The organism is Pseudomonas sp. Eqa60, assembly GCF_018326405.1.
Lineage (GTDB): Bacteria > Pseudomonadota > Gammaproteobacteria > Pseudomonadales > Pseudomonadaceae > Aquipseudomonas > Aquipseudomonas protegens.
The window spans coordinates 5,907,501-5,934,254 of record NZ_AP024342.1; the positions used below are offsets into that span (position 1 = coordinate 5,907,501).

24 protein-coding genes and 1 pseudogene (1 of these 25 cut by a window edge) are annotated in these 26,754 nt (G+C 61.1%); 11 read left to right on the top strand and 14 right to left on the bottom strand.

Annotated elements, in window-relative coordinates; translation table 11 throughout:
- The 8 genes from msrP to mrcB all read right to left on the bottom strand — a co-directional run.
- A protein-coding gene (gene msrP, locus KI242_RS26725) for a protein-methionine-sulfoxide reductase catalytic subunit MsrP (RefSeq protein ID WP_015637047.1) crosses the window boundary here: on the bottom strand, nucleotides 1-168 show its beginning. 846 nt of this gene lie to the left of the window's left edge; 168 of the gene's 1,014 nt are visible here — the first part of the coding sequence; the start codon lies at nucleotides 166-168; the stop codon falls past the left edge of the window.
- A 63-nt stretch (nucleotides 169-231) separates the two neighbouring features.
- Nucleotides 232-1,089 carry a CDP-diacylglycerol--serine O-phosphatidyltransferase gene (pssA, locus tag KI242_RS26730; protein WP_053153883.1) on the bottom strand — a complete coding sequence of 286 codons (858 nt, stop codon included), beginning with the start codon at nucleotides 1,087-1,089 and terminating at the stop codon, nucleotides 232-234.
- 146 nt (nucleotides 1,090-1,235) lie between these two features.
- Entirely contained in the window at nucleotides 1,236-2,252 is a 1,017-nt protein-coding gene (gene ilvC / locus KI242_RS26735) for a ketol-acid reductoisomerase (protein ID WP_007959661.1), read from the bottom strand.
- 45 nt (nucleotides 2,253-2,297) lie between these two features.
- Nucleotides 2,298-2,789: an acetolactate synthase small subunit gene (ilvN, locus tag KI242_RS26740; RefSeq protein ID WP_011063488.1), complete on the bottom strand. Its 492-nt coding sequence runs from the start codon at nucleotides 2,787-2,789 to the stop codon at nucleotides 2,298-2,300.
- A gap of 2 nt (nucleotides 2,790-2,791) precedes the next feature.
- Nucleotides 2,792-4,516 carry an acetolactate synthase 3 large subunit gene (locus KI242_RS26745; RefSeq protein ID WP_026019946.1) on the bottom strand — a complete coding sequence of 575 codons (1,725 nt, stop codon included), beginning with the start codon at nucleotides 4,514-4,516 and terminating at the stop codon, nucleotides 2,792-2,794.
- 582 nt (nucleotides 4,517-5,098) lie between these two features.
- Nucleotides 5,099-5,434 (bottom strand): YqcC family protein, encoded by a 336-nt coding sequence (locus KI242_RS26750; RefSeq protein WP_011063490.1) that lies wholly within the window; start codon nucleotides 5,432-5,434, stop codon nucleotides 5,099-5,101.
- Nucleotides 5,434-6,180 (bottom strand): tetratricopeptide repeat protein, encoded by a 747-nt coding sequence (locus tag KI242_RS26755; RefSeq protein WP_011063491.1) that lies wholly within the window; start codon nucleotides 6,178-6,180, stop codon nucleotides 5,434-5,436. Before KI242_RS26755 ends, KI242_RS26750 begins: the two co-directional genes overlap by 1 nt.
- A gap of 16 nt (nucleotides 6,181-6,196) precedes the next feature.
- Complete coding sequence (gene mrcB / locus KI242_RS26760; RefSeq protein WP_212805694.1) at nucleotides 6,197-8,521, bottom strand: penicillin-binding protein 1B; 2,325 nt, start codon at nucleotides 8,519-8,521, stop codon at nucleotides 6,197-6,199.
- A 115-nt stretch (nucleotides 8,522-8,636) separates the two neighbouring features.
- Between mrcB and KI242_RS26765 the strand changes: the two genes are divergently transcribed.
- From KI242_RS26765 to KI242_RS26780, 4 genes are all read left to right on the top strand, one after another.
- Nucleotides 8,637-10,193 carry an AAA family ATPase gene (locus tag KI242_RS26765; RefSeq protein WP_183000602.1) on the top strand — a complete coding sequence of 519 codons (1,557 nt, stop codon included), beginning with the start codon at nucleotides 8,637-8,639 and terminating at the stop codon, nucleotides 10,191-10,193.
- A 93-nt stretch (nucleotides 10,194-10,286) separates the two neighbouring features.
- A complete protein-coding gene (locus tag KI242_RS26770) occupies nucleotides 10,287-10,631 on the top strand; it encodes a pentapeptide repeat-containing protein (RefSeq protein ID WP_011063494.1) in 345 nt (114 codons plus the stop codon).
- Nucleotides 10,632-10,857: 226 nt separating this feature from the next.
- The gene (locus KI242_RS26775; RefSeq protein ID WP_011063495.1) at nucleotides 10,858-11,130 is read left to right on the top strand and encodes a TfoX/Sxy family protein; all 273 of its coding nucleotides are present in this window, start codon (nucleotides 10,858-10,860) and stop codon (nucleotides 11,128-11,130) included.
- Nucleotides 11,131-11,143: 13 nt separating this feature from the next.
- The gene (locus KI242_RS26780; protein WP_011063496.1) at nucleotides 11,144-11,944 is read left to right on the top strand and encodes a cyclic nucleotide-binding domain-containing protein; all 801 of its coding nucleotides are present in this window, start codon (nucleotides 11,144-11,146) and stop codon (nucleotides 11,942-11,944) included.
- 233 nt (nucleotides 11,945-12,177) lie between these two features.
- Here the strand turns inward: KI242_RS26780 and KI242_RS26785 are convergent.
- The 4 genes and pseudogenes from KI242_RS26785 to KI242_RS26800 all read right to left on the bottom strand — a co-directional run bounded on the left by KI242_RS26785 (nucleotide 12,178) and on the right by KI242_RS26800 (nucleotide 15,738).
- A pseudogene (locus KI242_RS26785) lies at nucleotides 12,178-13,040 on the bottom strand (ChaN family lipoprotein).
- 21 nt (nucleotides 13,041-13,061) lie between these two features.
- On the bottom strand, nucleotides 13,062-13,829 hold the full coding sequence (locus KI242_RS26790; protein WP_011063498.1) for a heme ABC transporter ATP-binding protein: 768 nt from the start codon (nucleotides 13,827-13,829) through the stop codon (nucleotides 13,062-13,064).
- Entirely contained in the window at nucleotides 13,829-14,866 is a 1,038-nt protein-coding gene (locus KI242_RS26795) for an iron ABC transporter permease (protein ID WP_019092860.1), read from the bottom strand. The genes KI242_RS26790 and KI242_RS26795 overlap by 1 nt, the downstream gene beginning before the upstream one ends.
- Nucleotides 14,863-15,738: an ABC transporter substrate-binding protein gene (locus KI242_RS26800; protein WP_041119913.1), complete on the bottom strand. Its 876-nt coding sequence runs from the start codon at nucleotides 15,736-15,738 to the stop codon at nucleotides 14,863-14,865. The genes KI242_RS26795 and KI242_RS26800 overlap by 4 nt, the downstream gene beginning before the upstream one ends.
- 219 nt (nucleotides 15,739-15,957) lie before the next feature.
- Here KI242_RS26800 and KI242_RS26805 point away from each other — a divergent pair, with 219 nt between their 5' ends.
- Entirely contained in the window at nucleotides 15,958-16,275 is a 318-nt protein-coding gene (locus KI242_RS26805; protein WP_041119915.1) for a Rieske 2Fe-2S domain-containing protein, read from the top strand.
- Here KI242_RS26805 and sfsA read toward each other — a convergent pair.
- Complete coding sequence (gene sfsA, locus KI242_RS26810; protein ID WP_015637057.1) at nucleotides 16,272-16,985, bottom strand: DNA/RNA nuclease SfsA; 714 nt, start codon at nucleotides 16,983-16,985, stop codon at nucleotides 16,272-16,274. The genes KI242_RS26805 and sfsA overlap by 4 nt on opposite strands.
- A complete protein-coding gene (locus KI242_RS26815) occupies nucleotides 16,985-18,157 on the bottom strand; it encodes a pyridoxal phosphate-dependent aminotransferase (protein WP_011063503.1) in 1,173 nt (390 codons plus the stop codon). The genes sfsA and KI242_RS26815 overlap by 1 nt, the downstream gene beginning before the upstream one ends.
- Before the next feature lie 341 nt (nucleotides 18,158-18,498).
- Here KI242_RS26815 and dksA point away from each other — a divergent pair, with 341 nt between their 5' ends.
- The 6 genes from dksA to KI242_RS26845 all read left to right on the top strand — a co-directional run bounded on the left by dksA (nucleotide 18,499) and on the right by KI242_RS26845 (nucleotide 26,753).
- Nucleotides 18,499-18,939, top strand: a complete 441-nt coding sequence (gene dksA, locus KI242_RS26820) for an RNA polymerase-binding protein DksA (RefSeq protein WP_011063504.1) — start codon at nucleotides 18,499-18,501, stop codon at nucleotides 18,937-18,939.
- A 138-nt stretch (nucleotides 18,940-19,077) separates the two neighbouring features.
- Complete coding sequence (gene gluQRS / locus KI242_RS26825; protein WP_011063505.1) at nucleotides 19,078-19,974, top strand: tRNA glutamyl-Q(34) synthetase GluQRS; 897 nt, start codon at nucleotides 19,078-19,080, stop codon at nucleotides 19,972-19,974.
- Nucleotides 19,975-20,051: 77 nt separating this feature from the next.
- Complete coding sequence (locus KI242_RS26830) at nucleotides 20,052-20,228, top strand: hypothetical protein (protein WP_003176118.1); 177 nt, start codon at nucleotides 20,052-20,054, stop codon at nucleotides 20,226-20,228.
- Nucleotides 20,212-23,166 carry a sensor histidine kinase gene (locus KI242_RS26835; protein ID WP_011063507.1) on the top strand — a complete coding sequence of 985 codons (2,955 nt, stop codon included), beginning with the start codon at nucleotides 20,212-20,214 and terminating at the stop codon, nucleotides 23,164-23,166. Before KI242_RS26830 ends, KI242_RS26835 begins: the two co-directional genes overlap by 17 nt.
- 22 nt (nucleotides 23,167-23,188) lie before the next feature.
- Nucleotides 23,189-24,616: a sigma-54 dependent transcriptional regulator gene (locus tag KI242_RS26840; protein WP_011063508.1), complete on the top strand. Its 1,428-nt coding sequence runs from the start codon at nucleotides 23,189-23,191 to the stop codon at nucleotides 24,614-24,616.
- A gap of 745 nt (nucleotides 24,617-25,361) precedes the next feature.
- Nucleotides 25,362-26,753 carry a polynucleotide adenylyltransferase PcnB gene (locus KI242_RS26845; RefSeq protein ID WP_011063509.1) on the top strand — a complete coding sequence of 464 codons (1,392 nt, stop codon included), beginning with the start codon at nucleotides 25,362-25,364 and terminating at the stop codon, nucleotides 26,751-26,753.
- The last annotated feature ends 1 nt before the right edge of the window (nucleotide 26,754 follow it).

The following is a 26,754-nucleotide window of genomic DNA, read 5'->3' on the forward strand; positions in this document are numbered from 1 at the left end:
AACATCGGCATAACGCGACGCGTCCTGTGCTGCTGCCCATCGCGGCAAGCTGGCAAACGCCATGCCCGCAACCGCACCACTCAGCAGGCTGCGTCGAGAGAGGTAAAGAGATTCGGGCGTAACCTCAGACTCATTGCAGTCGGACGACTTGGGGAATTTGAATAACATGGCAACTCCGCAGTATTGGAGGACAGATGTACCAATAGACTGCGGAGTATGGGGGAAATTACATCACTCGACGCTTTTGCGACGACGCAGGTGCAACAGGTACTGGATAGGGCCCGACGCCGCATAGGCGAGGAACACCAAAAGCAGAATGCGCGGCGGATCACTGAACACCACCGCAAACACCAGCACCACCGCCAGGATCGCCACAAAAGGTACGCGCCCTTTCAGGTCCAGGTCCTTGAAGCTGTTGTACTTGATGTTACTGACCATCAGCATGCCTGCGGCGGCCACCATCAACGCCACCAGGAACGACATCTTCGACCCCTGGATCCCGTAGTCGCTGAATGCCCAGACGATACCAGCCACCACACCCGCCGCTGCCGGGCTGGCAAGGCCGATGAAATAACGCTTGTCGGCAGTACCGACTTGAGTATTGAAACGCGCCAGACGCAAGGCCGCGCCTGCCACATAGATGAAGGCGACCATCCAGCCGACCTTGCCCATGTCACCCAGAGCCCAGCCAAAGGCCAACAACGCCGGCGCTACGCCGAATGCAACCATATCGGACAGCGAGTCGTATTCAGCGCCGAAAGCACTCTGGGTGTTGGTCATGCGGGCAACACGCCCATCCAGGCCATCGAGCACCATGGCCACGAAAATGGCGATCGCGGCAAAGGCAAAGTACTTGCTCGCCCCGGCCGAATCTCCGGCGCTCATTGCACTCTGGGCGCTCATGGAGCTAATGATGGAATAGAACCCCGCGAACAGGTTCGCAGTGGTGAACAGATTCGGCAGAAGATAGATACCACGATGCCGGACTTTACGGCCTTCAGCGTCATGCCCTTCTTCGACATGCTCATCGATCGGTAGCAGGCTTTCGGCGTCAGAGGCCTGGTTTGGCTCTTCGGGACGTTCGCTCATGGACATTACCTTGCAACGGTGTGAAAAGTTTCGACAGATACCCAGGGCCGCGATTCGGCCACAAAGGATCCAGCTTTATACCAGAACCTATCCATGCAAACGAAAAAACGCGGCCTAGGCCGCGTTTTCCCTGACAAGACTCGAACTTAGTTCTTGGCTTTGTCGACGATTTTATTGGCACCGATCCAAGGCATCATCGAGCGCAGTTGCTCGCCGATGATTTCGATACCGTGAGCAGCGTTGTTACGACGCTTGGCGGTCATCGATGGGTAGCCGGTAGCGCCTTCGCTGATGAACATCTTCGCGTATTCGCCGTCCTGGATGCGCTTCAGAGCATTGCGCATGGCCTGGCGGGATTCGGCGTTGATGACTTCTGGACCAGTCACGTACTCGCCGTATTCGGCGTTGTTGGAGATCGAGTAGTTCATGTTGGCGATACCGCCTTCGTACATGAGGTCAACGATCAACTTCAGTTCGTGCAAGCATTCGAAGTAGGCCATTTCTGGAGCGTAGCCAGCTTCAACCAGGGTTTCGAAACCGGCTTTGACCAGCTCGACGGTACCGCCACACAGAACAGCCTGCTCACCGAACAGGTCGGTTTCAGTCTCGTCCTTGAAGGTGGTTTCGATGATGCCGGTACGGCCGCCGCCCACGCCTGCGGCGTAGGACAGGGCAACGTTCTTGGCGTTGCCGGAAGCGTCCTGGTAGATCGCGATCAGGTCAGGAATACCACCGCCCTTGACGAACTCGGAACGTACGGTGTGGCCTGGAGCCTTCGGCGCGATCATGATCACGTCGAGGTCGGCACGAGGCACAACCTGGTTGTAGTGGATCGCGAAGCCGTGGGAGAAGGCCAGAGTGGCGCCCTTCTTGATGTTCGGCTCGATTTCGTTCTTGTACAGCTGGGACTGGAACTCGTCCGGGGTCAGGATCATGACCAGGTCGGCACCGGCAACGGCTGCAGCAACGTCGGTCACTTTCAGGCCGTGGGCTTCAGCCTTGGCAACGGTAGCCGAGCCTTTACGCAGGCCGACAGTCACGTCTACGCCGGAATCCTTCAGGTTGCATGCTTGAGCGTGGCCCTGGGAACCGTAGCCGATGATGGCAACTTTCTTACCTTGGATGATCGACAGGTCGCAGTCTTTATCGTAGAAAACTTTCATGAATTTCCCCTATATCAGGCCGTTCCGGCCATTCGCTAATTTGAGTTAGATGCTCAGTACTTTGTCGCCACGGGCAATCCCGGTGACACCACTGCGTACGGTTTCCAGAATCGATGCGGTGCCGATCGATTGAATGAAGCTGTCGAGCTTGTCGCTGGTACCGGTCAGTTGAACGGTATACACGCTGGCGCTGACATCAACGATCTGCCCACGGTAAATATCGGTAGTGCGCTTGACCTCGGCGCGCTGGGCGCCAGTGGCCTTGATCTTGACCAGCATCAGTTCACGCTCGATGTGCGCGCTTTCCGACAGGTCTACCAGCTTCACCACCTCAACCAGCTTGTTCAGGTTCTTGGTGATCTGCTCGATGATCTCGTCATGGCCAACGGTGGTCAGGGTCAGACGCGACAGTGTCGGGTCTTCAGTCGGCGCCACCGTCAGGCTTTCGATGTTGTAGTTGCGTTGCGAGAACAGACCTACAACACGAGACAGAGCACCCGGTTCGTTTTCCAGAAGCAAGGAAATAATGTGCCGCATGATTAAGTACGCTCCGTCTTGCTCAGCCACATATCGCGCATGGAGCCGTCTTTGATCTGCATCGGATAGACGTGCTCGCTGGTGTCGACCTGGATATCGAGGAACACCAGGCGATCCTTCATGGCGAACGCTTCTTCCATCTTCGGCTTCAGATCCTTCAGATCCGTGATACGCATGCCCACGTGACCATAGGCTTCGACCAGCTTGACGAAGTCAGGCAGCGATTCCATGTAGGAGTGCGAATGACGGCTGCCGTAGCTCATGTCCTGCCACTGGCGCACCATCCCAAGCACACCATTGTTCAGATTGATGATCTTGACCGGCAGATCGTACTGCAGGCAGGTCGACAGCTCCTGGATGTTCATCTGGATACTGCCTTCACCGGTGACGCAGGCGACATCATTATCCGGAAAGCTCAATTTCACGCCCATGGCCGCCGGGAAACCGAAGCCCATGGTGCCCAGGCCACCGGAGTTGATCCAGCGGTTGGGCTTGTTGAACCGGTAGTACTGCGCCGCGAACATCTGGTGCTGCCCCACGTCGGAGGTCACATAGGCATCGCCCTTGGTGACTTCGCACAGGGTTTCGATCACGGTCTGTGGCTTGATGATGCTGCCGTCGCCCTTGTCGTAAGGGAACAGGCCGCGATCGCCACGCCATTCCTCGATCTGCTTCCACCAACTGGCGACCGTCTCCTTGTTCGGGGTATCGCCGATTTCCTTGAGTGCCGCGACCATTTCGGTCAGGACGCTCTCCACTGGACCGACGATAGGCACATCGGCCTTGATGGTCTTGGAGATGGAAGCCGGGTCGATATCGACATGGATGATCTTGGCATTCGGGCAGAACTTCGGTGCGCCGTTGATCACCCGGTCATCGAAGCGCGCGCCCACGGCCAGGATCACGTCGGCATGGTGCATGGTCAGGTTGGCGGTGTAGCTGCCGTGCATGCCGAGCATGCCCACGAACTGCCGGTCGGTGCCCGGATAGGCGCCCAGGCCCATCAAGGTATTGGTCACTGGCAGATTGAGCATCTTGGCCAGTTCGGTCAGCGGTGCGGAACCGCCGCCGAGAATCACGCCGCCGCCGGCATAAAGCACAGGGCGCTTGGCCGCCAGGAGCATTTCTGCCGCCTTGCGGATTTGCCCGGAGTGACCGCGAACAGCTGGGCTGTAGGAGCGCAGCTTGGCTTTCTTGGGGAAAACGTATTCGAACTTTTCAGCCGGGTTGGTCATGTCCTTGGGGATATCGACCACCACCGGACCAGGACGACCGGATTGCGCCAGGTAGAAGGCTTTCTTCATGACTTCCGGGATTTCCGAAGCGTGCTTGATCATGAAGCTGTGCTTCACGATCGGCCGGGAGATACCGATCATGTCGGTTTCCTGGAACGCGTCGGTGCCCACCATGGTGCTGGGCACCTGGCCGGAAATGATCACCATGGGAATCGAGTCCATATAGGCGGTGGCAATACCGGTAATGGCATTGGTCGCGCCCGGGCCGGAGGTCACCAGTACCACGCCGGCTTTACCGGTGGCACGGGCATAGCCGTCAGCCATATGGGTCGCCGCTTGTTCGTGACGAACCAGGATGTGGGTCACTTCCGGTTCTTTGAACAGGGCATCGTAAACATGAAGGAGAGCACCACCCGGGTACCCGTAGATATATTTGACGCCTTCGTCACGCAAAAAGCGGACGAGCATCTCACCGCCAGATAAAAGCTCCACGTTGTTCACCTCTAAAACGCCAGAATACCGCCCTCAAAAGGGAGCGGGTCTTAATAGGTTTACTTCTCAGCAGAGCATGAGCGACGGTGGTCGCCGACTACGTCAGCACTGACTGAGCAAGTATTGGGAGCGCCCCAAAGTGTTGCGGGGTTTTCCCACCCAGCGCGAGGTAACGCGTTGCGGGTGTAGCACTTCGGCGCGGATGTGCGCCTCATGATCTGCTGAGTGGGTCTGCTTCTGGCAGTCCCTCTACAGCGGACTTTGGATTCTTCTGTTTCGTCCTCTTCAAGTCAAGTCGTCTATGTGGTTAATTCGAACTAAGCGCATGAGAACGCAAGAAAAAACCCAAAAACGACTGCTGTCTGCGCTTCAATTGCGCAATCTTCGGCAAGCAACTCAGAAATGCGAACCCGGACTTTGGGCGAAACCCCATTGCCAGAGAGCCGAGAGGAACGTCATGCACTACAACAACAGCAATGCACGGACAGACATGAACCCTCCGAAGTTGTCACCTCGAGAGAGCGAGACTGAAGTGGGCAGTATGGAGGGAGGCGACTGCCAGGCATACCTGGCAGTCGTGTTTCAGCGAGTAGCAACGATGAGCTGATCAAACTCTTTGAGCAGAACTCGCAACTGCTGGTCGCGCCCCTGCATCGGACGAGTGGAGAACACCATCTCGGCCATTTCCTGAATACCTGACGCATTGGGCAGCGGCAAATCCTGCTCCAGAATCATCTTCATGCGGGGCAGAAAGATCCACTGCAGCCATTGCTCGAACTCCAGAGTATCCACGGCAAAGGGCTGAGTGCTGGCCAGTGCCTCGGCGCTGGGCACAGCGTCGTCCCACAGGCCCTGCACACGCAACTCACGCTCGATCAGCAGCAACTGCTCGGCGATCCTGGGAAAGCGCCCATCCATCACAGCGAAACCCGAGCTTTCTGGCGCGCCTGCGCTGCACCTGCGGCATCACCCTGTTTCTCACGCGCCTGGGCAATCAGCTCCCACAGGCTTGCCTGGAGATCAGGGCGGCCGTTGGCAAAGCTCAGGCCACGGCGAGCGAACTGCTCGGCCTGGGGCGCATCCCCCTGGGCCATGCGTACCTGAGCCAGGCGATACAGCACCTGCGGCTCGCGTGGTGCAACACGCTGCGCTCGCTCGAGGCTGGAAGAAGCACCGTTCAAGTCACCACTGGACTGCTGCTGTTGCGCAGTGGTCAGCAACGCCAGCACCGGGCCATCCAGTTGCTCATCGGCCGACAGACCACCGGCCCGGGCCGAAGGGATGCCACTGGGCGTAGAGGGCATGTTGTAAGTGCCCTGACTGATCGGTGCCGACTGATAACCGGAGCCGTCCACCGGCCCCGGGGTAATAGGCCCTGAAGTGACCGGCCCCGGAGTAATAGGCGAACTGCTGATCGGCGCCGAGGCCGTAGCGCCGCCGCCCGGAACCATTACCACTACGCCGGAATCTTCCGGAATCGCCTGTGCCTGAGCCTGCGCCGGGCGCTTGATGGTCGTCTGGCGAAAGCCTCCGGAGGCGGAAATCCGCTCGCTGTTGGACACGGCAGTGCCGGAATCCACGACGGGAATAGAGCCGCGCTGCACACTGGCGCAACCGTTGAGCAACGCCAGAGCTGTAATAGCTGGAATCCACCACTTGTTCACGTCAAACCCTCATCGCTTAGTTCATCCAGCCCTTGACCCAATCCATCACCGAATCGCCGCCTGCCGGGTTTTCTCCCCCACAGGAAGCACCGGGAGGCGGTTCGCTGCCGCGAATATACGGCATCTGCACAGCCCCCGGACAGTTGGTATCGGAGCCCTGCCCGGTACGCGAATCGACCCAGGCCTGAACCACGTTGTCCGGCTGCGGCATATCCAGCGGCAGCGGGTCGGCCTTGCGCATGAAACTGGTCCACACCTGCAAGGCGCCGGTAGCACCGGTAAACGGCGTCTTGCCGTTATCGTCGCGACCCAGCCAGACCACGGCTAGCAGGTCCTGGCTGAAACCGGCGAACCAGCTGTCACGGGAGTCGTTACTGGTACCGGTCTTGCCCGCCAACGCTAGAGTCTTGGGCAACACGTTGTACACCGAGCTGCCCGTGCCCTCGCGCATCACCCGTTGCATCGCGCTTTGAATCAGATAGATCGAGCCGGCATCAAAACGCTGCTGAATCTGGAAGGGATAGCGCTTGAGCGGCTCGCCTTCCGCTGTCAACACGCTGCGAATCCCGCGCATCGGCGTATTGAAGCCGCCATTGGCCAGCGTCTGGTACATGGTCGCCACTTCCATCGGGCTCATGCCCCCTGCCCCCAGCAGCATCGATGGGAAGGCCGGGAACTCGCGGGTCACCCCCAGGCGCCCAAGGGTCTTCAGGACATTGGGCACACCCACTTCCAGGCCGAGCCGTGCGGTAGACAGGTTGTAGGAGTGAGCCAGGCCCTGGTACAGGAACACCGTACCGTGGGAGCGCCGGTCATAGTTCTGCGGCTTCCACACCTGGCCGTCTGCACCTTTTACCGAGAACGCCTCATCCGACAGCCAACTGGTCAGGGTGTACTGGCTGGGCTTTTCCAGGGCGGTCAGGTAGACGGCAGGCTTGATCAGCGAGCCGATCGGACGCACCGCATCCAAGGCCCGGTTGAAACCGGCAAAGCTGGCCTGACGACTGCCAATCATGGCCTGGACCTCACCGGTTTCCGGGTTGGTCACCACCATCGCCGCCTCGACGTCTTCCGAGCCCTTGCGCCCGGCCAGGCGCTTGAAGGTGTCGTTGACCGAGGCTTCGGCCTTCATCTGCAGGATCGGATCGAAACTGGTGAAGATCCGCAGGCCTTCTTCAGTCAAGTCTTCATCACGGTAGTCTTCGCGCAACTGACGTTTGACCAGGTCGAGGAAACCGGGGAAGGAACTGTCCGCCAGGCTGCCGCGCTTGGTTACGCCCAGCGGCATCTTCTTCGCCGCCTCCACCTGTTCCGGGGTAGCCACGCCCTGCTGTGCCAGCAGATCGAGCACCAGGTTACGCCGCTCCAGAGCACGTTCCGGGTAGCGCCGCGGGTTGTAATAGGAAGGCCCTTTGACCATCCCGACCAACAGCGCCACCTGGTGCAACTTGAGTTCGGACAGGGGCTGGCTGAAGAAGAACTGGCTGGCCAGACCGAAACCGTGCACCGCACGCTGACCGTCCTGGCCGACGAAGACCTCGTTGAGGTAGGCCTCGAGAATCTCGCGCTTGTCGTAATGCAGCTCCAGCAACAACGCCATCATCGCTTCATTGAGCTTGCGCGACAGGCTGCGCTCGTTGGTCAGAAAGAAGTTTTTCACCAACTGCTGGGTCAGGGTACTGCCGCCCTGGCGCATCTGGCCGGACGAGGTGTTGACCCAGATCGCACGGGCAATCGACTTGGGCGACACCCCGTGGTGTGAATAGAAGTCGCGGTCTTCCACCGCCACCAGAGTTTCCAGCAGATACGGCGGAACCTGATCGATCTTGATCAGGATCCGGTCTTCGAGGTTCTTCGGGTACAGGCCGCCGATCAGCAATGGCTCCAGGCGCACCACCGCGAGCTTGGCCCCCTTGCTGCCGGACAGTTCCGCCACGTAATCGCCGGAGAAGCGCACGCGCACCGGCTGAGCCTGCTCCAGCCCTTCATAGAACTGGAAGCCGCGGGTGTTCAGGTCCACGGTATTGCCATTGACCGAGGCTGCGCCCGGGCCGTTGGCGACACTTTCGCGGCGATAGCCCAGAGCGTCGAGTTCCGTAAGGAAATCGTCCTTGCTGAGCTTTTGTCCGACGAACAGCTCAAGCGGGCGGGCGTAGACCTTGGCCGGAATGGTCCAGCGCTTGCCGGAGAATTTTTCCTGGACCACGGCATCGAGGTAAACCGCAAAGCCGGCGAGCACCACCAAACCGACCAGACTGAGCTTGAGGGCCCAGCCCAGCCAGGGGCGCAGGCCACCAGACGGCGTTTTTTTAGCAGAACGAGGGGATCGGGTACGAGTCATGGCGGCGGATTATACGCACTTTATTCATCGTCAACATGCGCCACCCGAGGTTTGCCTTAGTGCGTTCAGCGGCCATAATGACGCCCTCGATTTTCCCGACTCTGAAGGATCGCCTGTGAGCCAGTCACTGATCGCTGCCCTGCAAAACCCCGCCTTGTTTCCTCATCCCGTAGAAGGGTTTCAGGTCATCGAAACCCACATCTCCTGGGTTCTGCTCACCGGCCCCTTTGCCTATAAAGTGAAGAAGCCGGTCAATTTCGGCTTCCTCGACTTCACCAGCCTGGACGCCCGCGAACACTTCTGCGGCGAAGAGCTGCGCCTGAACCAGCGCCTGACCGAGGACCTGTACCTGGAAGTCCTGCCGATCACCGGTAGCGCCGAAGCCCCGGTACTGGGCGGCGATGGTCCGGCTATCGAATACGTACTGAAAATGCGTCAGTTCCCGCAAAGCCAGTTGCTCAGCACCCTGCAGGCCAACAGCGAGCTGACCACTGCGCACATCGATGAGATGGCCAGGCAGATCGCCCACTTCCACCTCAGCGCGCCCAAGGTTCCAGCTAAGCATGAAGCCGGCACCCCGGAGAGCGTGATGGCTCCGGTGCGTCAGAACTTCGAACAAATCCGCCCATTCCTCAGCGAGAAGGCCGATCTGCAACAACTTGAAGCCCTGCAAGCCTGGGCCGAAACCAGCTTCGAACGCCTCAAGCCTCTGCTGGCCCAACGCAAGAGCGAAGGTTTCATCCGTGAATGCCATGGCGATATTCACCTGGGCAACGCCACTCTGATCGACGGCAAGGTGGTGATTTTCGACTGCATCGAATTCAACGAACCGTTTCGTTTCACCGACGTCTACGCCGATACCGGCTTCCTTGCCATGGACCTGGAAGACCGCGGCCTGAAGAGCCTGGCGCGACGCTTCATCAGCCAGTACCTGGAGCTGACCGGCGACTACCAGGGCCTAGAGCTGCTCAATTTCTACAAGGCCTACCGTGCCCTGGTACGCGCCAAGGTCAGTCTGTTCAGCATGCCTGCCGATGCCACGCCGGTGCAGCGCGCTACCACCCTGCGCCAGTACCGCAACTACGCCAATCTGGCGGAGAGCTACAGCACCATTCCATCGCGTTTCCTGGCCATCACCTCAGGCATTTCGGCGGTCGGCAAGAGCCGCGTGGCCATGCGCCTGGTAGAGGCACTGGGCGCCATTCGCCTGCGCTCCGACGTAGAGCGCAAGCGCCTGTTCGGCGAGCAACAGGTGCCCAACGACCCACACGCTGGCATCTATAGCAGCGAAGCCAGCAGCGCCACCTACGCGCGCCTGCATGAAATCGCCGAAACCATCCTGCGTGCCGGCTTCCCGGTAGTGATCGACGCGACCTACCTCAAACGTGCCCAGCGCGATGCCGCGGCCAAAGTGGCCGAGGCCACTGGTACGCCCTGCCTGATCATCGACTGCAACGCTCCTGAGGCAGTGGTTGCCAGCTGGCTGGCCCAGCGCCAGGCCGATCAGAACGATCCATCCGACGCCACTTTGGAAGTGATTGCCAACCAGCAAGCCACTCGCGAAGCGCTGACCGACGAAGAGCTGCTGCGCAGCAAGCGCATAGAAACCAACGAAAGCGGCAGCCTGGACGCCCTGGTTGCCAATATTCGCCAACGCCTCCCAGGCCTGTAAACGGTCATTTCAGCCGTGAAGTGGCAAAGACTTCACGGCTGAAAAATAGTGGCACTATACTGGCGTCATAAATCCAACACTGGTGACGTCGCCATGAGCCAACCGAAACTTCTCGACACTCCGCTTTACGCCCTGCTGCATAAAGACGACATCGTCGGCTTCAACCGCGAACGCCCGAAAGATCAACCCATCGACATGCGCGGCGGGGATTTCCGCGGCCTCGACCTGCGGGAACTGAACGCACAAGGCATCGATTTCACTGACGCCTACTTTCGCTCCGCGGATCTGCGGGGGCTGGACTTGAGAAACTCGTCCATGGAAGGCGCCAGCCTCGCCCATGCACAGATTTCCGGCGCCTACTTTCCGGTGGAACTGAGTGCCGACGAGATTCTCATGTCGGTCAATTTCGGCACCCGCCTGCGTTACCGCACTCGCTGACCCCCGCCGCCCGTCTTTGTCCGGCGTTCTGTTCAGCGCCGGACCTGGTCCGCTTTCTCGCCTGCACCCCGCCCTTCGCATGGCCTGCCCCCCTCCCTTCGAGCTTCACCGCTGCGCCCTTAGAAGCATTTGCGCCAAACCCGACCAAAGAACAGCGCGTTTTCTACTGAGCGCTACACTCCTCTGAGGCTGCCCACTCACCATTCGGCCATCGCCAGGAGGCTTAATGAATGATGAACTGCAACACCTGAAGAACCTTGGCAAGACATCGGCACAATGGCTGCATGCAGTGGGCATCCATAGCGCTTCCGACTTGCGCCGCCTGGGTGCGGTGGACGCCTACCGGGCCGTGCGGACCCGTGGTTTTCGTGCGTCGAAAGTCTTGCTCTATGCCATCGAGGGCGCCCTGATGGACATGCACTGGAACGACCTTCCCGCCGAACGCAAAGAGGCGTTGAACAAGCAACTGGACGCCATTTCCTCTCGTCACAAAAACTGACTGGCAGAGCCAAATGTATCTAATGGGGGAGCAGCCGGCTTACGCCGACGCCTTGATCAACAGACTGCAGAGCATTCCGCCGCAATTGCTGGACGGGCTTGCGCCCAGCGGCCCGACGTTGGAGCTTGGCCCCATCGCTGAGCTGTCCAGCGTATTGCCCGGCGACCAGTTGTTCCTGCTGGCAAGTGGCGTGATCCAGGCCAGTGTCGAAGAGCGGCCACTGTTCTACCTGCATGAAGGCGACCTGGTGGGGCTGCGGCGCGGCATCGAACTCCCGCAGTGGCAACTGCACTGCGATACGCCGCTGCAACTGATTCCCTATCTGAGGACTGAAGTGTTTCGGCACATCCAGGCCGACGTACAACGCTCGGAACTGCTCGTACAGTACCTGATCGGCCAGACCGCCCTGCTGTCCGATGCCATTGCCCGTCTCAAGCCGCCAGAGTTGCGCAGCAGCAACGGCTTCAAGCGCGTGGAGGCGGGCGAAAGGCTGATTACCCAGGGGGATGAGGCAGATCATGTGTTTGTAATACTCGAAGGCCATGCACAGGCCTTCGTCGACGGGCACAAGGTCGGCGACGTCCCCAAGGACGAGATTTTCGGCGCCATGGCAGTGTTCACCGGAGAAAAACGCAGCGCCAGCGTGATCGCCAGCGAACCCAGCACAATCATGCTGATTCCCAAGGACCAGTTTCTCAGCCTGACCCAGAGCAATCCGCGCATTGCCCACAGCCTGATCGAAAGCATGGCGCGCCGCATCGACCTGTTGAACAAGGAAGTGACCCGGCTCATGACCTTGAACAACCCGAACTGACCCCGGATTCCAGGCAGATCCAAACGGACGTTTGGCAAAATATGCAGAAATCTGAAAAGCCTTGTTGACTTCGAAATGAGAATCGTTATGATTATCACAACTGGTCGCGAGATCAGTCGATAACCTGGAAGACCAGTGGTTCGGACTCTCAGATTATCTCCTCATCAGGCTAATCACGGTTATTTGACCCGGCTCTTGCCGGGTCTTTTTTTGCCCGCAGAAATGCCCTCCGATCAGGGCCTCAGTTGCGCGCAATAGTCCTTGGCGGGCTGGGGCGGCGTATACCAGACGTAGTCGGCCGATGCCGCGGCAACCTGTTGCCCCTGCTCCGCCAGAATCAACACCACCACCTCCTGGCTTCGGTCCAGATCGGCAAGATGCAGGGGCACGCCAAGATCCTTGCGACCGTGAAACGCCCCGGCCAGCAACAGGGCCGGAGCCGGAGCCGCCAGCAGCTGTTCAGCCATGCGTCGGTCCCGTTGCTGCTGCACCGCCCGCATTGCCGGCACCTGGCTCTCCGGCAGCAAGCCACAGTGCGATTCGCGGATTTGCCCGGCCAATGCCTCGATCACCGACGGTGCGTTGCTCCGTGTGCCGGTCAGGACGGGCGCCCGTGCATAAATGGCACGCACCTCCTGGCGATCCAGATTGGCAGCGAGCAAGGGATAGGGCTGACGCAGGGCAAAACCCACCAGCGGGCCGTAGAGGCTCCAATCCCAGCCTGATTGCCAGGCCAACCTGCCGGGTAGGTCATCAGGCAAACGCCCCCCATCAATGGAGCGTTTTACCCCATCGACTTCTGGCTGCTGATCCGGGTTGAGCATTTCCAGCAACAGACTGCCCTGTGGCCGCTCCCGGGCCATGGAGCGCAAGAGCCAGAGTTGCAGGGCATGATGATCGGGATTGTCATGCTGCTCGCCAATGATCACTCGGGGGCCCGTGCCAGGCGCCCTACCAGTTCGACAGGGGTCAGCGCCTTGGCACTGCGCAGCTCAATGATACTGCCGGGCGCCGAAGCCACCGGCGGCGGCAGGATCCCCGGCATGCTGTGACAGGCGGCCAGCAGCATGGCCAGCAACAATGGCAATACGCGCATCAGGTCTCTCCGGGCTTCGCCTCAGCGGGCGATGATCAACGGGTGCCCGCGTTCGGGATGCTCCTGCACCAGAACTTCCAGGCCGAACACCGCCTTCAGGGGCTCAGGCCGCAGTACCGCGGTCGGTGTTCCCAATGAATGCGGGCGGCCGCCTTCAAGCAACAAGACCCGGTCACAATAACGCGCAGCCAGATTCAGGTCATGCAGGATGACCAGCACCGCCGCGCCGCGGTCGGCGAAGGCTCGAATGGCCTGCAAGGTGACGTGCTGGTGCAAGGGGTCGAGTGCAGAAGTCGGCTCATCCAGCAGCAGGTTGTGCCCTGGCTGGCCCGGCCACAGTTGCGCCAGGACCCGCGCCAGATGCACCCGCTGGCGCTCGCCGCCGGACAGCGCGAGATAGCTGCGCCCCGACAGGTGCGCCACATCGGCAGCATTCAAAGCAGCGTTGACGATTTCCTCGTCACGCACGCGCCCGGTCTGATGGGGCAAACGCCCCAGCGCCACCACCTCCTCCACACGAAAGGCGAAATCCAGGCTCGAAGCCTGGGGCAGCACTGCCAGGCGCTGCGCACGCTCGGCGCCCGACCAATGAGCCAGTTCCTGATCATCCAGCAGCACCTGTCCCTGATGAGCCGCCAGTTCACCACTCAAGCCCCCCAAGAGGCTGCTTTTACCTGCACCATTAGGGCCGAGGACTCCCAGCACCTCGCCCGGCAGCAACTGCAGGTCGATGCCAGCCAGGACGTCTTTGCCGCCGCGCCGCACATGCAGGTTCTCGACTCGCAGCATCAGGCACGCCCTCGCAACAACAGGTACAGAAAGAATGGCGCACCGATAAAGGCCGTGACGATACCGATGGGCAACTCGGCAGGCGCCAGCGCCAGGCGCGCCACCAGGTCAGCCAACAGCAGCAGGCTGGCTCCGGCCAGGATCGAGGCCGGGAGCAAGGTTCGGTGATCCGGACCGGACAACAGTCGCACCAGATGCGGCACCACCAGGCCGACAAAACCGATCATTCCCGCCGCCGCCACGGCAGCGCCCACACCCAGCGCGGTGCAGAACACCAGCTCGCGCTTGAGACCTTCGACATCGATGCCAAGGTGCTTGGCCTCGGACTCGCCCAACAGCAGTGCATTCAACGCCTTGGCTCGGCGCGGCAGCCACAGCGCAACCGCGGCGGTCACCAGCAGCAAGGGCCACAAGCGCTGGTAACTGGCACCATTCAGGCTGCCCAGGTTCCAGAAAGTCAGAGTGCGCAACGTGGCGTCGTCCGCCAGATAGGTGAACAACCCCACCGCCGAACTGGCCAGCGCCGTCAGGGCAATCCCCGCCAGCAGCATGGTTGCCACATGGGTCTGCCCGTTGCGCCGCCCCAGGCGATACACCAGCGCCGTCACCCCCAGGCCGCCAAGGAAGGCACACAGGGAGAGCAAATAAGGGCCGACAGCCTCTGGCAGGCCGCCGAACATCGAGCCGCCAACAATGGCGATGGCCGCACCCAATGCTGCACCACTGGAAACCCCCACCAGCCCCGGGTCTGCCAGGGGGTTGCGAAACAGCCCCTGCATGGCGACCCCGGACAGCGCCAGAACTCCGCCCACCGCAAGACCGAGCAGAGTCCGGGGCAAGCGAATCTGTCCCAGGATCAGTTCCGCCTGCTCCAGGCCCTGCCCGTCGATCGGCAATCCAAGCAGGCGCAAGGCGGCACGCAAGGTATCAAACAAGGGCAGGCTGACAGGGCCCAGGGCCAGGGACAGCCAGATCGCCACAAGGCACAGGACGCCCAGCCCGATAAACAGTGTTCGAGGCTTGACCAGACGATTCATTGGGCCGGCTTGGCCTGGGGATAAAAGGCGCTGGAGAGGCGTTTCAGGCTATCAGGCAAGCGAGGGCCCAGGCCTCCCACCAGCAAGGTCGGGTCCAGTTCCACCACCCGCCCGGCCTTGGCCGCCGGTGTGGATGCCAGCACCGGGTTCTCCTTGAACAGTGCGGCACGAGCGGCATCGCCGGTCAGGCTGCGATCGGAGAACACCAGTACATCCGGATTCAAGCCCGCCAGGGATTCGACCGAGAATGGCTTATAGCCGGTATGAGTCGCCAGGTTGCGCCCACCGGCCTGTTGCAATAGCCAATTCGCGGCGGTGTCCTTGCCGGCGATCAGGGGTTTGCCGCCGGCATGCCCGAGCAACAACAGCACCCCGGGCGCCGCGTGCTGCGCTTGAGCCTGGGCGACCCACGCCTGCTGCTGCCCAAGTTGTTGCTGATAGCCCTGGAACAGTTGCCCGGCCTGCTCTTCTCGGCCCAGCAATAGCCCCAGGTGCTGCAGGGTAGCTTGCAAGGTCGGCAAGTCGGCCTTGGCAGAAAACAGTTCGACCTTGACCCCGGCACTGCGGATCTGCGAAAGCACTGGCGGCGGCCCCATCTCCTCGGTACCCACCAGAATCTGCGGCCGCAGGCTGAGAATGCCTTCGGCCGACAACTGACGCTGATAGCCGATGCTCGGCAGCGCCTTGAGCGACTCCGGGTGCTGGCTGGTGGTATCGACGCCCACCAGCTTGGACTCGGCCCCCAGAGCCGTTATCCACTCGGACAAGGCCCCACCGGCACTGACCCAACGCTGCGGCAACTCATCAGCGGTGGCCCACTGGCTCACCAGCAATCCGGCACAGAACGCAATGGCGCAGGCACTCAGGCGCATAAGAACATTTCCTTCATTAAAGTGGGGGCCCGCGCAGCTGCTGTCCATGTGACATGCCGGACAGGCCGGGCATCGAAAGGAACAAGCGCCCCGTAACGGGCGGGGCGGCCATTTGATAATTGTTTTCATTTAGCCGTCAAGCGCCGACATGTTTCATCCTGCAGCCGGAAAGAAACTGTGACAGCCTGGACGCAGAGCCTTCGGACCAAGAGGATAGCCATGAAATTTCTTTGCGCCGGCAACGATCTGCCCGAAGCCGGCAGCCGGGGCTTCCAGCTCGCGGGGCTGAAGCTGTTCGCCGTGCGGCGCGAGCAGCGGGCCTATGTCTATGCCAATCGCTGCCCGCACCGGGGAGTGGCGCTGGAGTGGCAGGCTGACCAGTTCCTCGACCCCAGCGCCAGCCTGATCCAGTGCGCCACCCATGGCGCCCTGTTTCTGATCGAGAGCGGAGAGTGCGTGGCCGGACCTTGCGCCGGCCAGTTCCTGGAGAGCATCGACTGCCATGAAGACAGCCTGGGGATCTGGGTGGACCTCTAATCCCCGAGCAACACTTCAAGACGTCGGTCGATGCACACTTGCTCGGCCGTCAGGCACACACCATAGGCCAGCACCTCAACCCCCGCCGCGCGGGCTTCGCGCAGGGCAGCGGCGTAACCCGGATCGATCTCCTGCGCCGGCCGCACCGCGTCGATGCCCGAAAGGTTGACGCAATACAGCTGAACCGCCCGCACGCCCTCCCGGGCCAGGCTCGCCAGTTCCCGCAGATGCTTGGCGCCGCGCTGGGTCACGGCATCGGGAAACGCTGCCACCGGCGTGCCATCGAAGCCCAGGGTGACGCTTTTGACCTCGACGTACGCCGGACCGTCCGGGTAATCCAGGCGAAAATCGATGCGGCTGTTCTCTTGCCCGTAAGGCACCTCGCGCTTGAGCCCGGTGAAGCCGTTCAACTCGCTGATAAGCCCCGCCCGCAAGGCTTCTTCCACCAGCCCGTTGGCCCGCCCGGTGTTGACGCAGGCCAGGCGGCCTTGAGGGGTTTCGCTGATTTCCCAGGTGCCCGGCAACTTGCGCTTGGGGTCATTGGAGCGGCTGAACCACACCTGCCCGCCCTCGACCATGCAATTGAGCATCGAGCCGGTATTGGGGCAATGGATGGTCAACAGCTCGCCGGTGGTGGTTTCGATGTCCGCCAGGAAGCGCTTGTAACGACGCAGCAGACGCCCCTCTTCCAGGGGAGGATCGAAGCGCATCAGGCGTGCCAGCTCTGCAGGCCACGGGCGATACGCTCAACCGCCTCCTGCAGGCGTTCCAGGCTCTGGGTATAGGCAAAGCGCACATGATGGCCAGCCTGATGCCGGCCGAAGTCCAGGCCAGGGGTAAAGGCCAGGTGCTCGGTTTCCAGGAAGTGCCGGCAAAAGGCGAAGGCATCACCGCCGAAGGCGCTGATGTCCGCGTACAAATAGAACGCCCCTTCAGGCTCCACAGCGATGCCGAAGCCCAACTCACGCAAGGCTGGCAGCAGGAAATCCCGGCGGCGCCCGAACTCGGCACGGCGCTCCTCGAGGATCTCCAAGGTCTGCGGCTCGAAGCAAGCCAGCGCAGCATACTGGGCCATGCTCGGCGCACTGATATAGAGGTTCTGTGCCAGCTTTTCCAGTTCACCCACGGCTGCCGGCGGAGCTACCAGCCAGCCCAGGCGCCAGCCGGTCATGCCGAAATATTTGGAGAAACTATTCAGGACGAAAGCGCTGTCATCCACTTCCAGAACGCTGGCGGCATCGGTGCCATAGGTCAGGCCATGGTAGATCTCGTCCACCACCAGATGCCCGTTGCGAGCCTTGATCGCGGTGGACAACCCCGCCAACTCGTCCCGGCTCAGGACCGTGCCGGTGGGGTTCGCCGGCGAGGCCACCAGGGCGCCCACGCTGTCCTGATCCCAATAGCGCTCCACCAGGTCCGGCGTCAGTTGGTAACGCACATCCGGCCCCACCGGGACCAACTGCGCAGCGCCTTCCACTAGACGCAGAAAATGCCGGTTGCACGGATAACCCGGGTCCGCCAGCAGCCAGTGCTTGCCCGGGTCCACCAACAGGCTGCTGGTCAACAGCAGGGCACCGGAACCTCCGGGGGTGATCATGATCCGCTCGGGATCGATGTCCAGGCCGTAACGCTGCTGATAAAAGCCGGAAATCGCCCCTCGCAGCTCGGGAATTCCGCGGGCTGCGGTGTAGCGCGTCTTGCCGGCGCTCAGCGCGGCCTGCCCGGCCTTGATGATTGGCTCGGCGGTGGTGAAGTCCGGTTCGCCGATTTCCAGGTGAATCACATCATGCCCGGCGGCTTGCAGCTCATTGGCGCGGGCCAGCAAGGCCATGACATGGAAAGGTTCGATAGCGCGACTACGCGCACTGTAGGGCTGAGCCATTAGCCTTCCTTCATTGATTCGAGGGGGAGCAAAGGACCGATTCTACCCATCTGATCAAGCCCGGGAGAACCCAGGCAGATCCGAGCGGTCTGTTGCTTGCGCCAACTGGCGCCAACACAACCCGCAGACTTGACTAAAATCAATGATTGAACGAACCGATCAGCAAGCCATGTCAGGCTTTTCCCATATCCATGGACGAAGCAGGACATAGGCTCGACAACCGGGAGTAGCGCGCTCTGGTTTGATCTGGTAAGTTCGCCCGCTTGCAGCCGCAGGGCCGGCAAGTGTCGGAGATGGAGCAATCCTGCGCAATGGATTACAAGAGTAGAGGCGGTCCATTCATGCCCACCCAAGCAAAGCAACAGATTCAATCGATCAGCGGTTTTGAACCTTACGTTGAAACTGCGGGCGAAGAGTACATGGGCAAGCCCATGCGCGAGCACTTCACCAAGATCCTGAACAAGTGGAAACAGGACTTGATGCAGGAAGTCGACCGCACTGTTGATCACATGAAAGACGAAGCGGCCAACTTCCCCGACCCGGCTGACCGTGCCAGCCAGGAAGAAGAGTTCAGCCTCGAACTGCGGGCCCGCGATCGCGAGCGCAAGTTGATCAAGAAGATCGACAAGACCCTGCAACTGATCGAAGACGAAGAATACGGCTGGTGCGAATCCTGCGGCGTCGAGATCGGTATCCGCCGGCTGGAAGCCCGCCCAACCGCCGACATGTGCGTCGACTGCAAGACACTGGCGGAAATCAAGGAAAAACAGGTCGGCAAATAATCGCCGGCTGGAACCTGAAACGGAGCGTACCCACGCTCCGTTTTCGTTTCTGCCTTCCCTGCAAGAGCAAGCCCGCTCGCCAAAGCGATCCCCCGGCACCATCGTCACCCCGGGGCCAGACGAAGTAACATCCGCTCCATGACTGCCTCCACCTCTTCCTCGTACATCGGGCGCTTCGCCCCCACTCCCAGCGGCTATCTGCATTTCGGCTCTCTGGTTGCCGCGCTTGCCTCCTATCTTGATGCCCGCGCCGTCGGCGGCCGCTGGCTGCTGCGCATGGAGGACCTTGACCCGCCTCGGGAAGAGCCCGGTGCCCAGGCGGCCATTCTCAAGGCTCTGGAAAGCTACGGCTTCGAATGGGACGGGCAGATGATCCGCCAGAGCGATCGCCACGACGCCTATGGCGAAGTCCTCAATCGCCTGTTCCAGCAGGGCCTGGCCTATGCCTGCACCTGTTCGCGCAAACAGCTGGAGCCCTACCATGGCATTTACCCGGGACTGTGCCGCAACCTCGGCCACGCCCAGGACGACGCCGCGATCCGCCTGCGGGTACCCGAACTGGAGTATCGCTTCGTCGACCGGGTCCAGGGCGAATACCGCCAGCACCTGGGCCGGGAAGTGGGGGACTTCGTGATCCGCCGCCGCGACGGTCTCTACGCTTACCAACTGGCCGTGGTGCTCGACGATGCCTGGCAAGGCATCACTGATATCGTGCGCGGCGCCGACCTGCTGGATTCCACACCGCGCCAGCTGTACCTGCAGGAACTGCTGGGCCTTTCCCAGCCCCGCTACTTGCATGTACCGCTGATCACCCAGCCGGACGGGCACAAACTGGGCAAGTCCTACCGCTCGCCCCCGCTGACCGAGGATCAGGCCCCGCCCCTGCTGCTGCGCGCCCTGCGGGCACTGGGCCAGAAGCCACCGGCCGACCTCGATGGCGCCAGCGTCGCGCAGATAATGGCCTGGGGCATGGCCCACTGGGATGCCGCCCTGATTCCACGCACACTGAGCGTGCCGGAAGCGCAATTAAGCTGACGCCACTTGCAGCTTGGCGCCCATCCGTTACCATCGCCGCACGTTTTCGGGCACGCACACAATAAAGAGAGGCCGAGATGTACATCTATCGCTTGGTCCTGCTCCTGGTAGTGGGGATCTATCTGTTCTCCCCCGCCATCATGGATTGGTGGATCGATGCTACTGGCGCCTGGTATCGCCCGTATCTGCTCTGGCTGATTCTGATCGTCGTGACCTTCATCCTGCAGAGCCAAAAAGATGCCGATGAGCTTTAGCCTGACCCAGATGATCCTGATCAGCGCCGCCTACCTGGCGGTGCTGTTCGGCGTTGCCTGGATCAGTGAGCGCGGGATGATCCCCCGCTCGATCATTCGCCACCCGCTGACCTACACCCTGTCACTCGGGGTCTATGCCAGTGCCTGGGCGTTCTACGGCACGGTTGGCCTGGCCTACCAGTACGGCTATGGCTTCCTGTCCAGTTACCTGGGGGTTTCCGGGGCCTTCCTGCTGGCACCGGTACTGCTCTACCCGATCCTGAAAATCACCCGCACCTACCAGCTGTCATCCCTGGCCGACCTGTTCGCCTTCCGTTTTCGCAGTACCTGGGCCGGTGCGCTGACCACGATCTTCATGCTGATCGGCGTGCTGCCATTACTGGCGCTGCAGATCCAGGCCGTGGCCGACTCCATTGGCATTCTCACCCACGAGCCAGTGCAACATCGGGTGGCGCTGAGCTTTTGCGCGCTGATCACCTTGTTCACGATCTTCTTCGGCTCGCGGCATATCGCCACCCGGGAAAAACATGAAGGCCTGGTGTTCGCCATTGCCTTCGAATCGGTGATCAAGCTGATCGCCATTGGCGGTGTCGGCTTGTACGCGCTGTACGGGGTATTCGACGGCCCGCAACAACTGGAACTCTGGCTGCTGCAGAACCAGACCGCCCTTGCCGCACTGCATACACCCCTTCAGGAAGGCCCGTGGCGCACCCTGCTACTGGTGTTCTTCGCCTCGGCGATCGTCATGCCGCACATGTACCACATGACCTTTACCGAGAACCTCAACCCTCGCGCCCTGGTCAGCGCCAGTTGGGGGCTGCCGCTGTTCCTGCTGCTGATGAGCCTGGCAGTGCCGCTGATTCTCTGGGCCGGCCTCAAGCTCGGCGCTACCACCAACCCGGAATACTTCACCCTGGGCATCGGCATCGCCGCCAACAGCCCGGCCCTGGCTCTGCTGGCCTATGTCGGCGGGCTGTCGGCCGCCAGCGGCCTGATCATCGTCACCACCCTGGCGCTCTCGGGGATGGCCCTGAACCACCTGGTGCTGCCGCTCTACCAGCCGCCGGCGGAGGGCAACATCTACCGCTGGCTGAAGTGGACCCGCCGCGCCCTAATCGTCGCCATTATCATGGCCGGCTACGCCTTCTACCTGCTGCTGGGCGCCGAGCAGGACCTGGCCAACCTGGGGATAGTGGCCTTCGTCGCCACCCTGCAATTTCTTCCGGGCGTGCTGTCGGTACTGTACTGGCCGACCGCCAACCGCCGGGGCTTCATCGCCGGCCTGCTGGCGGGGATCCTGGTGTGGCTGGTGACCATGCTGCTGCCGTTGATCGGCAACCTGCAGGGTTTCTACATCCCGCTGCTGAACATGATCTACGTCCTGGACGACACCAGTTGGCATATGGCGGCCATCGCCTCGCTGGCGGCCAACGTCCTGATGTTCACCCTGATCTCGCTGTTCACCAATGCCAGCACCGAGGAGGCCAGCGCCGCCGAAGCCTGTGCCGTGGACAACGTGCGCCGTCCGCAGCGCCGGGAACTGCACGCCGCCTCGCCCCAGGAGTTCGCCACCCAGCTGGCCAAGCCGCTGGGGGCCAAGGCAGCCCAGAAGGAAGTGGAGCAGGCCCTGCGTGATCTGTATCTGCCCTTTGACGAACGCCGACCTTACGCCCTGCGGCGCCTGCGCGACCGCATCGAAGCCAACCTGTCCGGGTTGATGGGCCCCAGCGTCGCCCAGGACATGGTGGAAACCTTCCTGCCCTACAAGGCCGGTGGAGAAAACTACGTCACCGAGGACATCCACTTCATCGAAAGCCGGCTGGAGGACTACCACTCACGCCTCACCGGCCTGGCCGCCGAGCTCGATGCCCTGCGCCGCTATCACCGGCAAACCCTGCAAGAGCTGCCGATGGGAGTCTGCTCCCTGGCCAAGGACCAGGAGATCCTCATGTGGAACAAGGCCATGGAGGAGCTCACAGGCATACCAGCCCAGCACGTGGTGGGCTCACGCCTGAGCACCATTACCAACCCGTGGAAGGACCTGCTGCAGGGCTTTATCAACCTGCCGGACGAACACTTGCACAAACAGCACCTGGCCCTCGATGGTCAGACCCGCTGGCTGAACCTGCACAAGGCCGCCATCGATGAGCCTCTGGCCCCGGGCAACAGCGGCCTGGTACTGCTGGTGGAAGACCTGACCGAAACCCAGACCCTGGAAGACAAGCTGGTGCACTCCGAACGCCTGGCCAGCATCGGGCGCCTGGCGGCCGGGGTGGCCCATGAGATCGGCAACCCGATTACCGGCATCGCCTGCCTGGCGCAGAACCTGCGCGAAGAACGGGAAGAGGACGGCGAACTGACGGAAATCAGCGAGCAGATCCTCGAACAGACCAAACGCATCTCGCGCATCGTCCAGTCGCTGATGAGCTTCGCCCACGCCGGCAGCCATCAGCACAACGACGAGGCGGTGTGCCTGGCCGAAGTGGCCCAGGACGCCATCGGCCTGCTGGCGTTGAACCGGCGCAATTTCGAGGTGCAGTTCTTCAACCTGTGCGATCCCGACCACTGGGTCGACGGTGATCCCCAGCGCCTTGCCCAGGTACTGATCAACCTCCTTTCCAACGCCCGCGACGCCTCCCCTCCTGGCAGCGCGGTACGCGTCAAGAGCGAGGCTTTCGAGCACACGGTCGACCTGATCGTGGAGGACGAAGGCAGCGGCATTCCGAAGAACATCATGGACCGATTGTTCGAACCGTTTTTCACCACCAAGGACCCTGGGGAAGGCACCGGTCTGGGCCTTGCACTGGTCTATTCCATCGTTGAAGAGCATTATGGACAAATCACCATCGACAGCCCGGCCGATCCTCAAAGCCAACGCGGCACCCGTATCCGGGTGACTTTACCGCGTCATGTCGAAGCGACGTCCGCTGTGAACTGAGACCGTCGAGAGAATTGAATCAATGCCGCATATTCTGATCGTCGAAGACGAAACCATTATCCGCTCCGCCCTGCGCCGCCTGCTGGAACGCAACCAGTACCAGGTCAGCGAAGCCGGCTCAGTGCAGGAGGCACAGGAACGCTTCAGCATTCCCACTTTCGATCTGATCGTCAGTGACTTGCGCCTGCCAGGCGCCCCGGGCACCGAATTGATCAAGCTCGGCCAGGGCACTCCGGTGCTGATCATGACCAGCTACGCCAGCCTGCGCTCAGCCGTGGACTCGATGAAAATGGGCGCGGTGGACTACATCGCCAAGCCGTTCGATCACGATGAAATGCTCCAGGCCGTGGCGCGGATCCTGCGGGATCGGCAAAGCGCCGAAAATGCCCCGCCAGACCGTCCGGCCGCCAAGGCTGGCGCCACTGCGGAGCGGGCCGGTGCGGGCAACAACAATGGCGAAATCGGCATCATCGGTTCCTGCGCTCCCATGCAGGATCTGTACAGCAAGATCCGCAAAGTGGCGCCCACTGACTCCAATGTACTGATTCAGGGTGAATCCGGTACCGGCAAGGAACTGGTAGCCCGGGCCCTGCACAACCTGTCCAAGCGTGCCAAGGCACCGATGATTTCGGTGAACTGCGCAGCCATTCCGGAAACCCTGATCGAGTCCGAACTGTTCGGCCACGAGAAAGGCGCGTTCACCGGGGCCAGCGCCGGCCGTGCCGGCCTGGTAGAAGCTGCGGACGGCGGCACCCTGTTCCTCGACGAGATTGGCGAGCTACCGCTGGAGGCGCAGGCGCGATTGCTGCGAGTACTGCAGGAAGGCGAGATCCGCCGTGTCGGCTCGGTACAGTCACAGAAAGTCGATGTGCGCCTGATTGCAGCCACTCACCGCGACCTGAAAAGCCTGTCGAAAATAGGCCAGTTCCGTGAAGACCTGTACTACCGCCTGCACGTGATTGCCCTGAAACTGCCGGCCCTGCGTGAGCGCGGTGCAGACGTCAATGAAATTGCCAATGCCTTTCTGGCCCGCCAGAGCGCACGCGTCGGCCGCACGGACCTTAAGTTCGCCGCCGATGCAGAACAGGCCATCCGCCATTACTCCTGGCCGGGGAACGTGCGCGAACTGGAGAACGCTGTCGAGCGTGCGGTCATTCTGTGCGAAAGCCCGGAAATCTCGGCCGACCTGCTGGGCATCGACATCGAACTGAGCGACCTGGAAGACGACGACTTCGTCGGCCTGCCCCCACAAGCGGGTAACACCAGCCACGAACCGACCGAAGACCTGTCTCTGGAGGACTACTTCCAGCACTTCGTCCTCGAACACCAGGACCACATGACCGAGACCGAGCTGGCACGCAAACTGGGCGTCAGCCGCAAGTGCCTGTGGGAACGTCGTCAGCGCCTGGGCATCCCACGGCGCAAGAGTGGAGTCGCCAGCGAAAGCTGAACTACGGCTGACGAAATCGCGGGTAACACTCGCTTTTGTGAAAAAAACTGTTACCTGCTCCATCGCACGTAACAGGAACCGGGGCTAAAGGTAACGAAGCCCCGGTTTTTTTTGCCCTGAAAAACACCCAACGGCACGCCTAACCCCTTGTTTTACTGGGGATCGCAAAAGTTGGCACGGCACCTGCTATATGTTTGGTACAAGAACAATAACAAGCAATGCACAAGACAATAAAAATAAGACGAATCGACTCACGCATAATAAAAACAACACGGCGGAGGCGCAGCTAACTGATTCTTTTGGAGAGGCGTTGTATTTGGGGCTTGCCCCACAACCAGGCCGAGAACAACAAAAACTGCCCTAAGGCAGAGCCTGAACTGGTTGGATCGAAAGGTCATTGCAACTCAGCGATCAAAGCAATCCGTTTGCTCTTGGCTCCCGATTGGGAGGGTCATCCTGGGTAAACCAGATGACAAGGGCGTTTAACAAAAATAAGAAGCCCGAAACCAATAATAAAAATAGAGCACGCAACTATTCTGGGGGAGCTTCGGCTCCCCTTGTGGTTTCCGGAATTCGTGTTTTCACTCCCCCGCCCCCCATCCAACCTCGCCAAACCGCAGCTCAGCGCCAGCCTGTACAAGTCGCGGCAGCTTCCTACACCATCCTTCGACTAAATGCTAGAATCCCCGCCCATCATGCGGCCACTCTTCGTTTTGGCCGAATATTCCTTCAAACAGTGCATCCCATGCTGAAGAAGCTGTTCCAGTCATTCCGTTCTCCCTTGCGTCGTACGCAACATAAACGCAGCACGCCTGAAGTGCTCAATAGCAGCCAGCATTCGCTGCAACGTGCCCAGTTCAGCCGGTATGCGGTGAATATCGTCGAACGCCTGCAGAACGCCGGCTACCAGGCCTACCTGGTGGGTGGCTGCGTGCGCGACATGCTGCTCAATATCACCCCCAAGGACTTCGACGTCGCCACCAGCGCCACGCCGGAACAGGTCAAGGCCGAGTTCCGTAACGCGCGCATCATTGGTCGGCGTTTCAAGCTGGTGCACATCCACTTCGGTCGCGAAATCATCGAAGTTGCGACTTTCCGCGCCAATCACCCGCAAAACGAAGACGACGAGGACAGTAACCAGTCATCGCGCAACGAAAGCGGGCGGATCCTGCGGGACAACGTCTATGGCACCCTGGAAGAGGACGCGCAACGTCGCGACTTCACCATCAATGCCCTGTACTACGATCCGGTCAGCGAACGCATTCTCGATTACGCCAATGGCGTACACGACATTCGCAACAACCTGATCCGCCTGATCGGCGATCCTCGCCAGCGTTATCAGGAAGACCCGGTACGTATGCTTCGAGCAGTACGCTTTGCAGCGAAACTGAACTTCGGCATCGAGAAACACACCGCCGCGCCCATTCGCGAACTGGCACCGATGCTGCGGGAAATCCCCTCGGCGCGCCTGTTCGAAGAAGTGCTCAAGCTGTTCCTCTCCGGCTACGCGGCGGACACCTTCGAAATGCTGGTGGACCTGCAACTGTTCGACCCGTTGTTCCCGGCCAGCGCCGAAGCCCTGGAGTACAACCCGACCTACACCCATACGCTGATCAGCGAAGCCTTGGTCAACACCGACCTGCGGATCAAGCAGAACAAGCCGGTGACCCCAGCCTTCCTGTTCGCCGCCCTGCTCTGGCCAGCCCTGCCGGCCCGGGTGCTGCGCCTGCAGGAGCGTGGCATGCCGCCGATTCCGGCCATGCAGGAAGCCGCCCACGAGCTGATCGCCGAACAGTGCCAGCGCATCGCTATTCCCAAGCGTTTCACCATGCCGATCCGCGAAATCTGGGATATGCAGGAACGCCTGCCACGGCGCAGCGGCAAGCGCGCCGACCAGTTGCTGGACAATCCGCGCTTCCGCGCCGGCTACGACTTCCTGCTGCTGCGCGAAAGCGCCGGCGAGCAGACCGATGGCCTGGGAGAATGGTGGACCGACTATCAGGACGCCAATGACGCCGAACGCCGCGACATGATCCGCGACCTCAGCGGCAAGGAAGACGCCAGTGGCGCGCCACGCAAGCGCCGGCGCAGCAGCGGTGCCAAGCGCAAGCGCAGCAGCGGCGCATCGGGCGAGTAAT

Bases quoted from the DNA above. Each gene is read 5' to 3' on its own strand.
- pssA (WP_053153883.1), bottom strand. From the start codon at position 1,089: ATGAGCGAACGTCCCGAAGAGCCAAACCAGGCCTCTGACGCCGAAAGC.
- ilvC (WP_007959661.1), bottom strand. From the start codon at position 2,252: ATGAAAGTTTTCTACGATAAAGACTGCGACCTGTCGATCATCCAAGGT.
- ilvN (WP_011063488.1), bottom strand. From the start codon at position 2,789: ATGCGGCACATTATTTCCTTGCTTCTGGAAAACGAACCGGGTGCTCTG.
- KI242_RS26750 (WP_011063490.1), bottom strand. From the start codon at position 5,434: ATGGATGGGCGCTTTCCCAGGATCGCCGAGCAGTTGCTGCTGATCGAG.
- mrcB (WP_212805694.1), bottom strand. From the start codon at position 8,521: ATGACTCGTACCCGATCCCCTCGTTCTGCTAAAAAAACGCCGTCTGGT.
- KI242_RS26770 (WP_011063494.1), top strand. From the start codon at position 10,287: ATGAGCCAACCGAAACTTCTCGACACTCCGCTTTACGCCCTGCTGCAT.
- KI242_RS26775 (WP_011063495.1), top strand. From the start codon at position 10,858: ATGAATGATGAACTGCAACACCTGAAGAACCTTGGCAAGACATCGGCA.
- KI242_RS26780 (WP_011063496.1), top strand. From the start codon at position 11,144: ATGTATCTAATGGGGGAGCAGCCGGCTTACGCCGACGCCTTGATCAAC.
- KI242_RS26790 (WP_011063498.1), bottom strand. From the start codon at position 13,829: ATGCTGCGAGTCGAGAACCTGCATGTGCGGCGCGGCGGCAAAGACGTC.
- KI242_RS26795 (WP_019092860.1), bottom strand. From the start codon at position 14,866: ATGAATCGTCTGGTCAAGCCTCGAACACTGTTTATCGGGCTGGGCGTC.
- KI242_RS26800 (WP_041119913.1), bottom strand. From the start codon at position 15,738: ATGCGCCTGAGTGCCTGCGCCATTGCGTTCTGTGCCGGATTGCTGGTG.
- KI242_RS26805 (WP_041119915.1), top strand. From the start codon at position 15,958: ATGAAATTTCTTTGCGCCGGCAACGATCTGCCCGAAGCCGGCAGCCGG.
- sfsA (WP_015637057.1), bottom strand. From the start codon at position 16,985: ATGCGCTTCGATCCTCCCCTGGAAGAGGGGCGTCTGCTGCGTCGTTAC.
- KI242_RS26815 (WP_011063503.1), bottom strand. From the start codon at position 18,157: ATGGCTCAGCCCTACAGTGCGCGTAGTCGCGCTATCGAACCTTTCCAT.
- dksA (WP_011063504.1), top strand. From the start codon at position 18,499: ATGCCCACCCAAGCAAAGCAACAGATTCAATCGATCAGCGGTTTTGAA.
- gluQRS (WP_011063505.1), top strand. From the start codon at position 19,078: ATGACTGCCTCCACCTCTTCCTCGTACATCGGGCGCTTCGCCCCCACT.
- KI242_RS26830 (WP_003176118.1), top strand. From the start codon at position 20,052: ATGTACATCTATCGCTTGGTCCTGCTCCTGGTAGTGGGGATCTATCTG.
- KI242_RS26835 (WP_011063507.1), top strand. From the start codon at position 20,212: ATGCCGATGAGCTTTAGCCTGACCCAGATGATCCTGATCAGCGCCGCC.
- KI242_RS26840 (WP_011063508.1), top strand. From the start codon at position 23,189: ATGCCGCATATTCTGATCGTCGAAGACGAAACCATTATCCGCTCCGCC.
- KI242_RS26845 (WP_011063509.1), top strand. From the start codon at position 25,362: ATGCTGAAGAAGCTGTTCCAGTCATTCCGTTCTCCCTTGCGTCGTACG.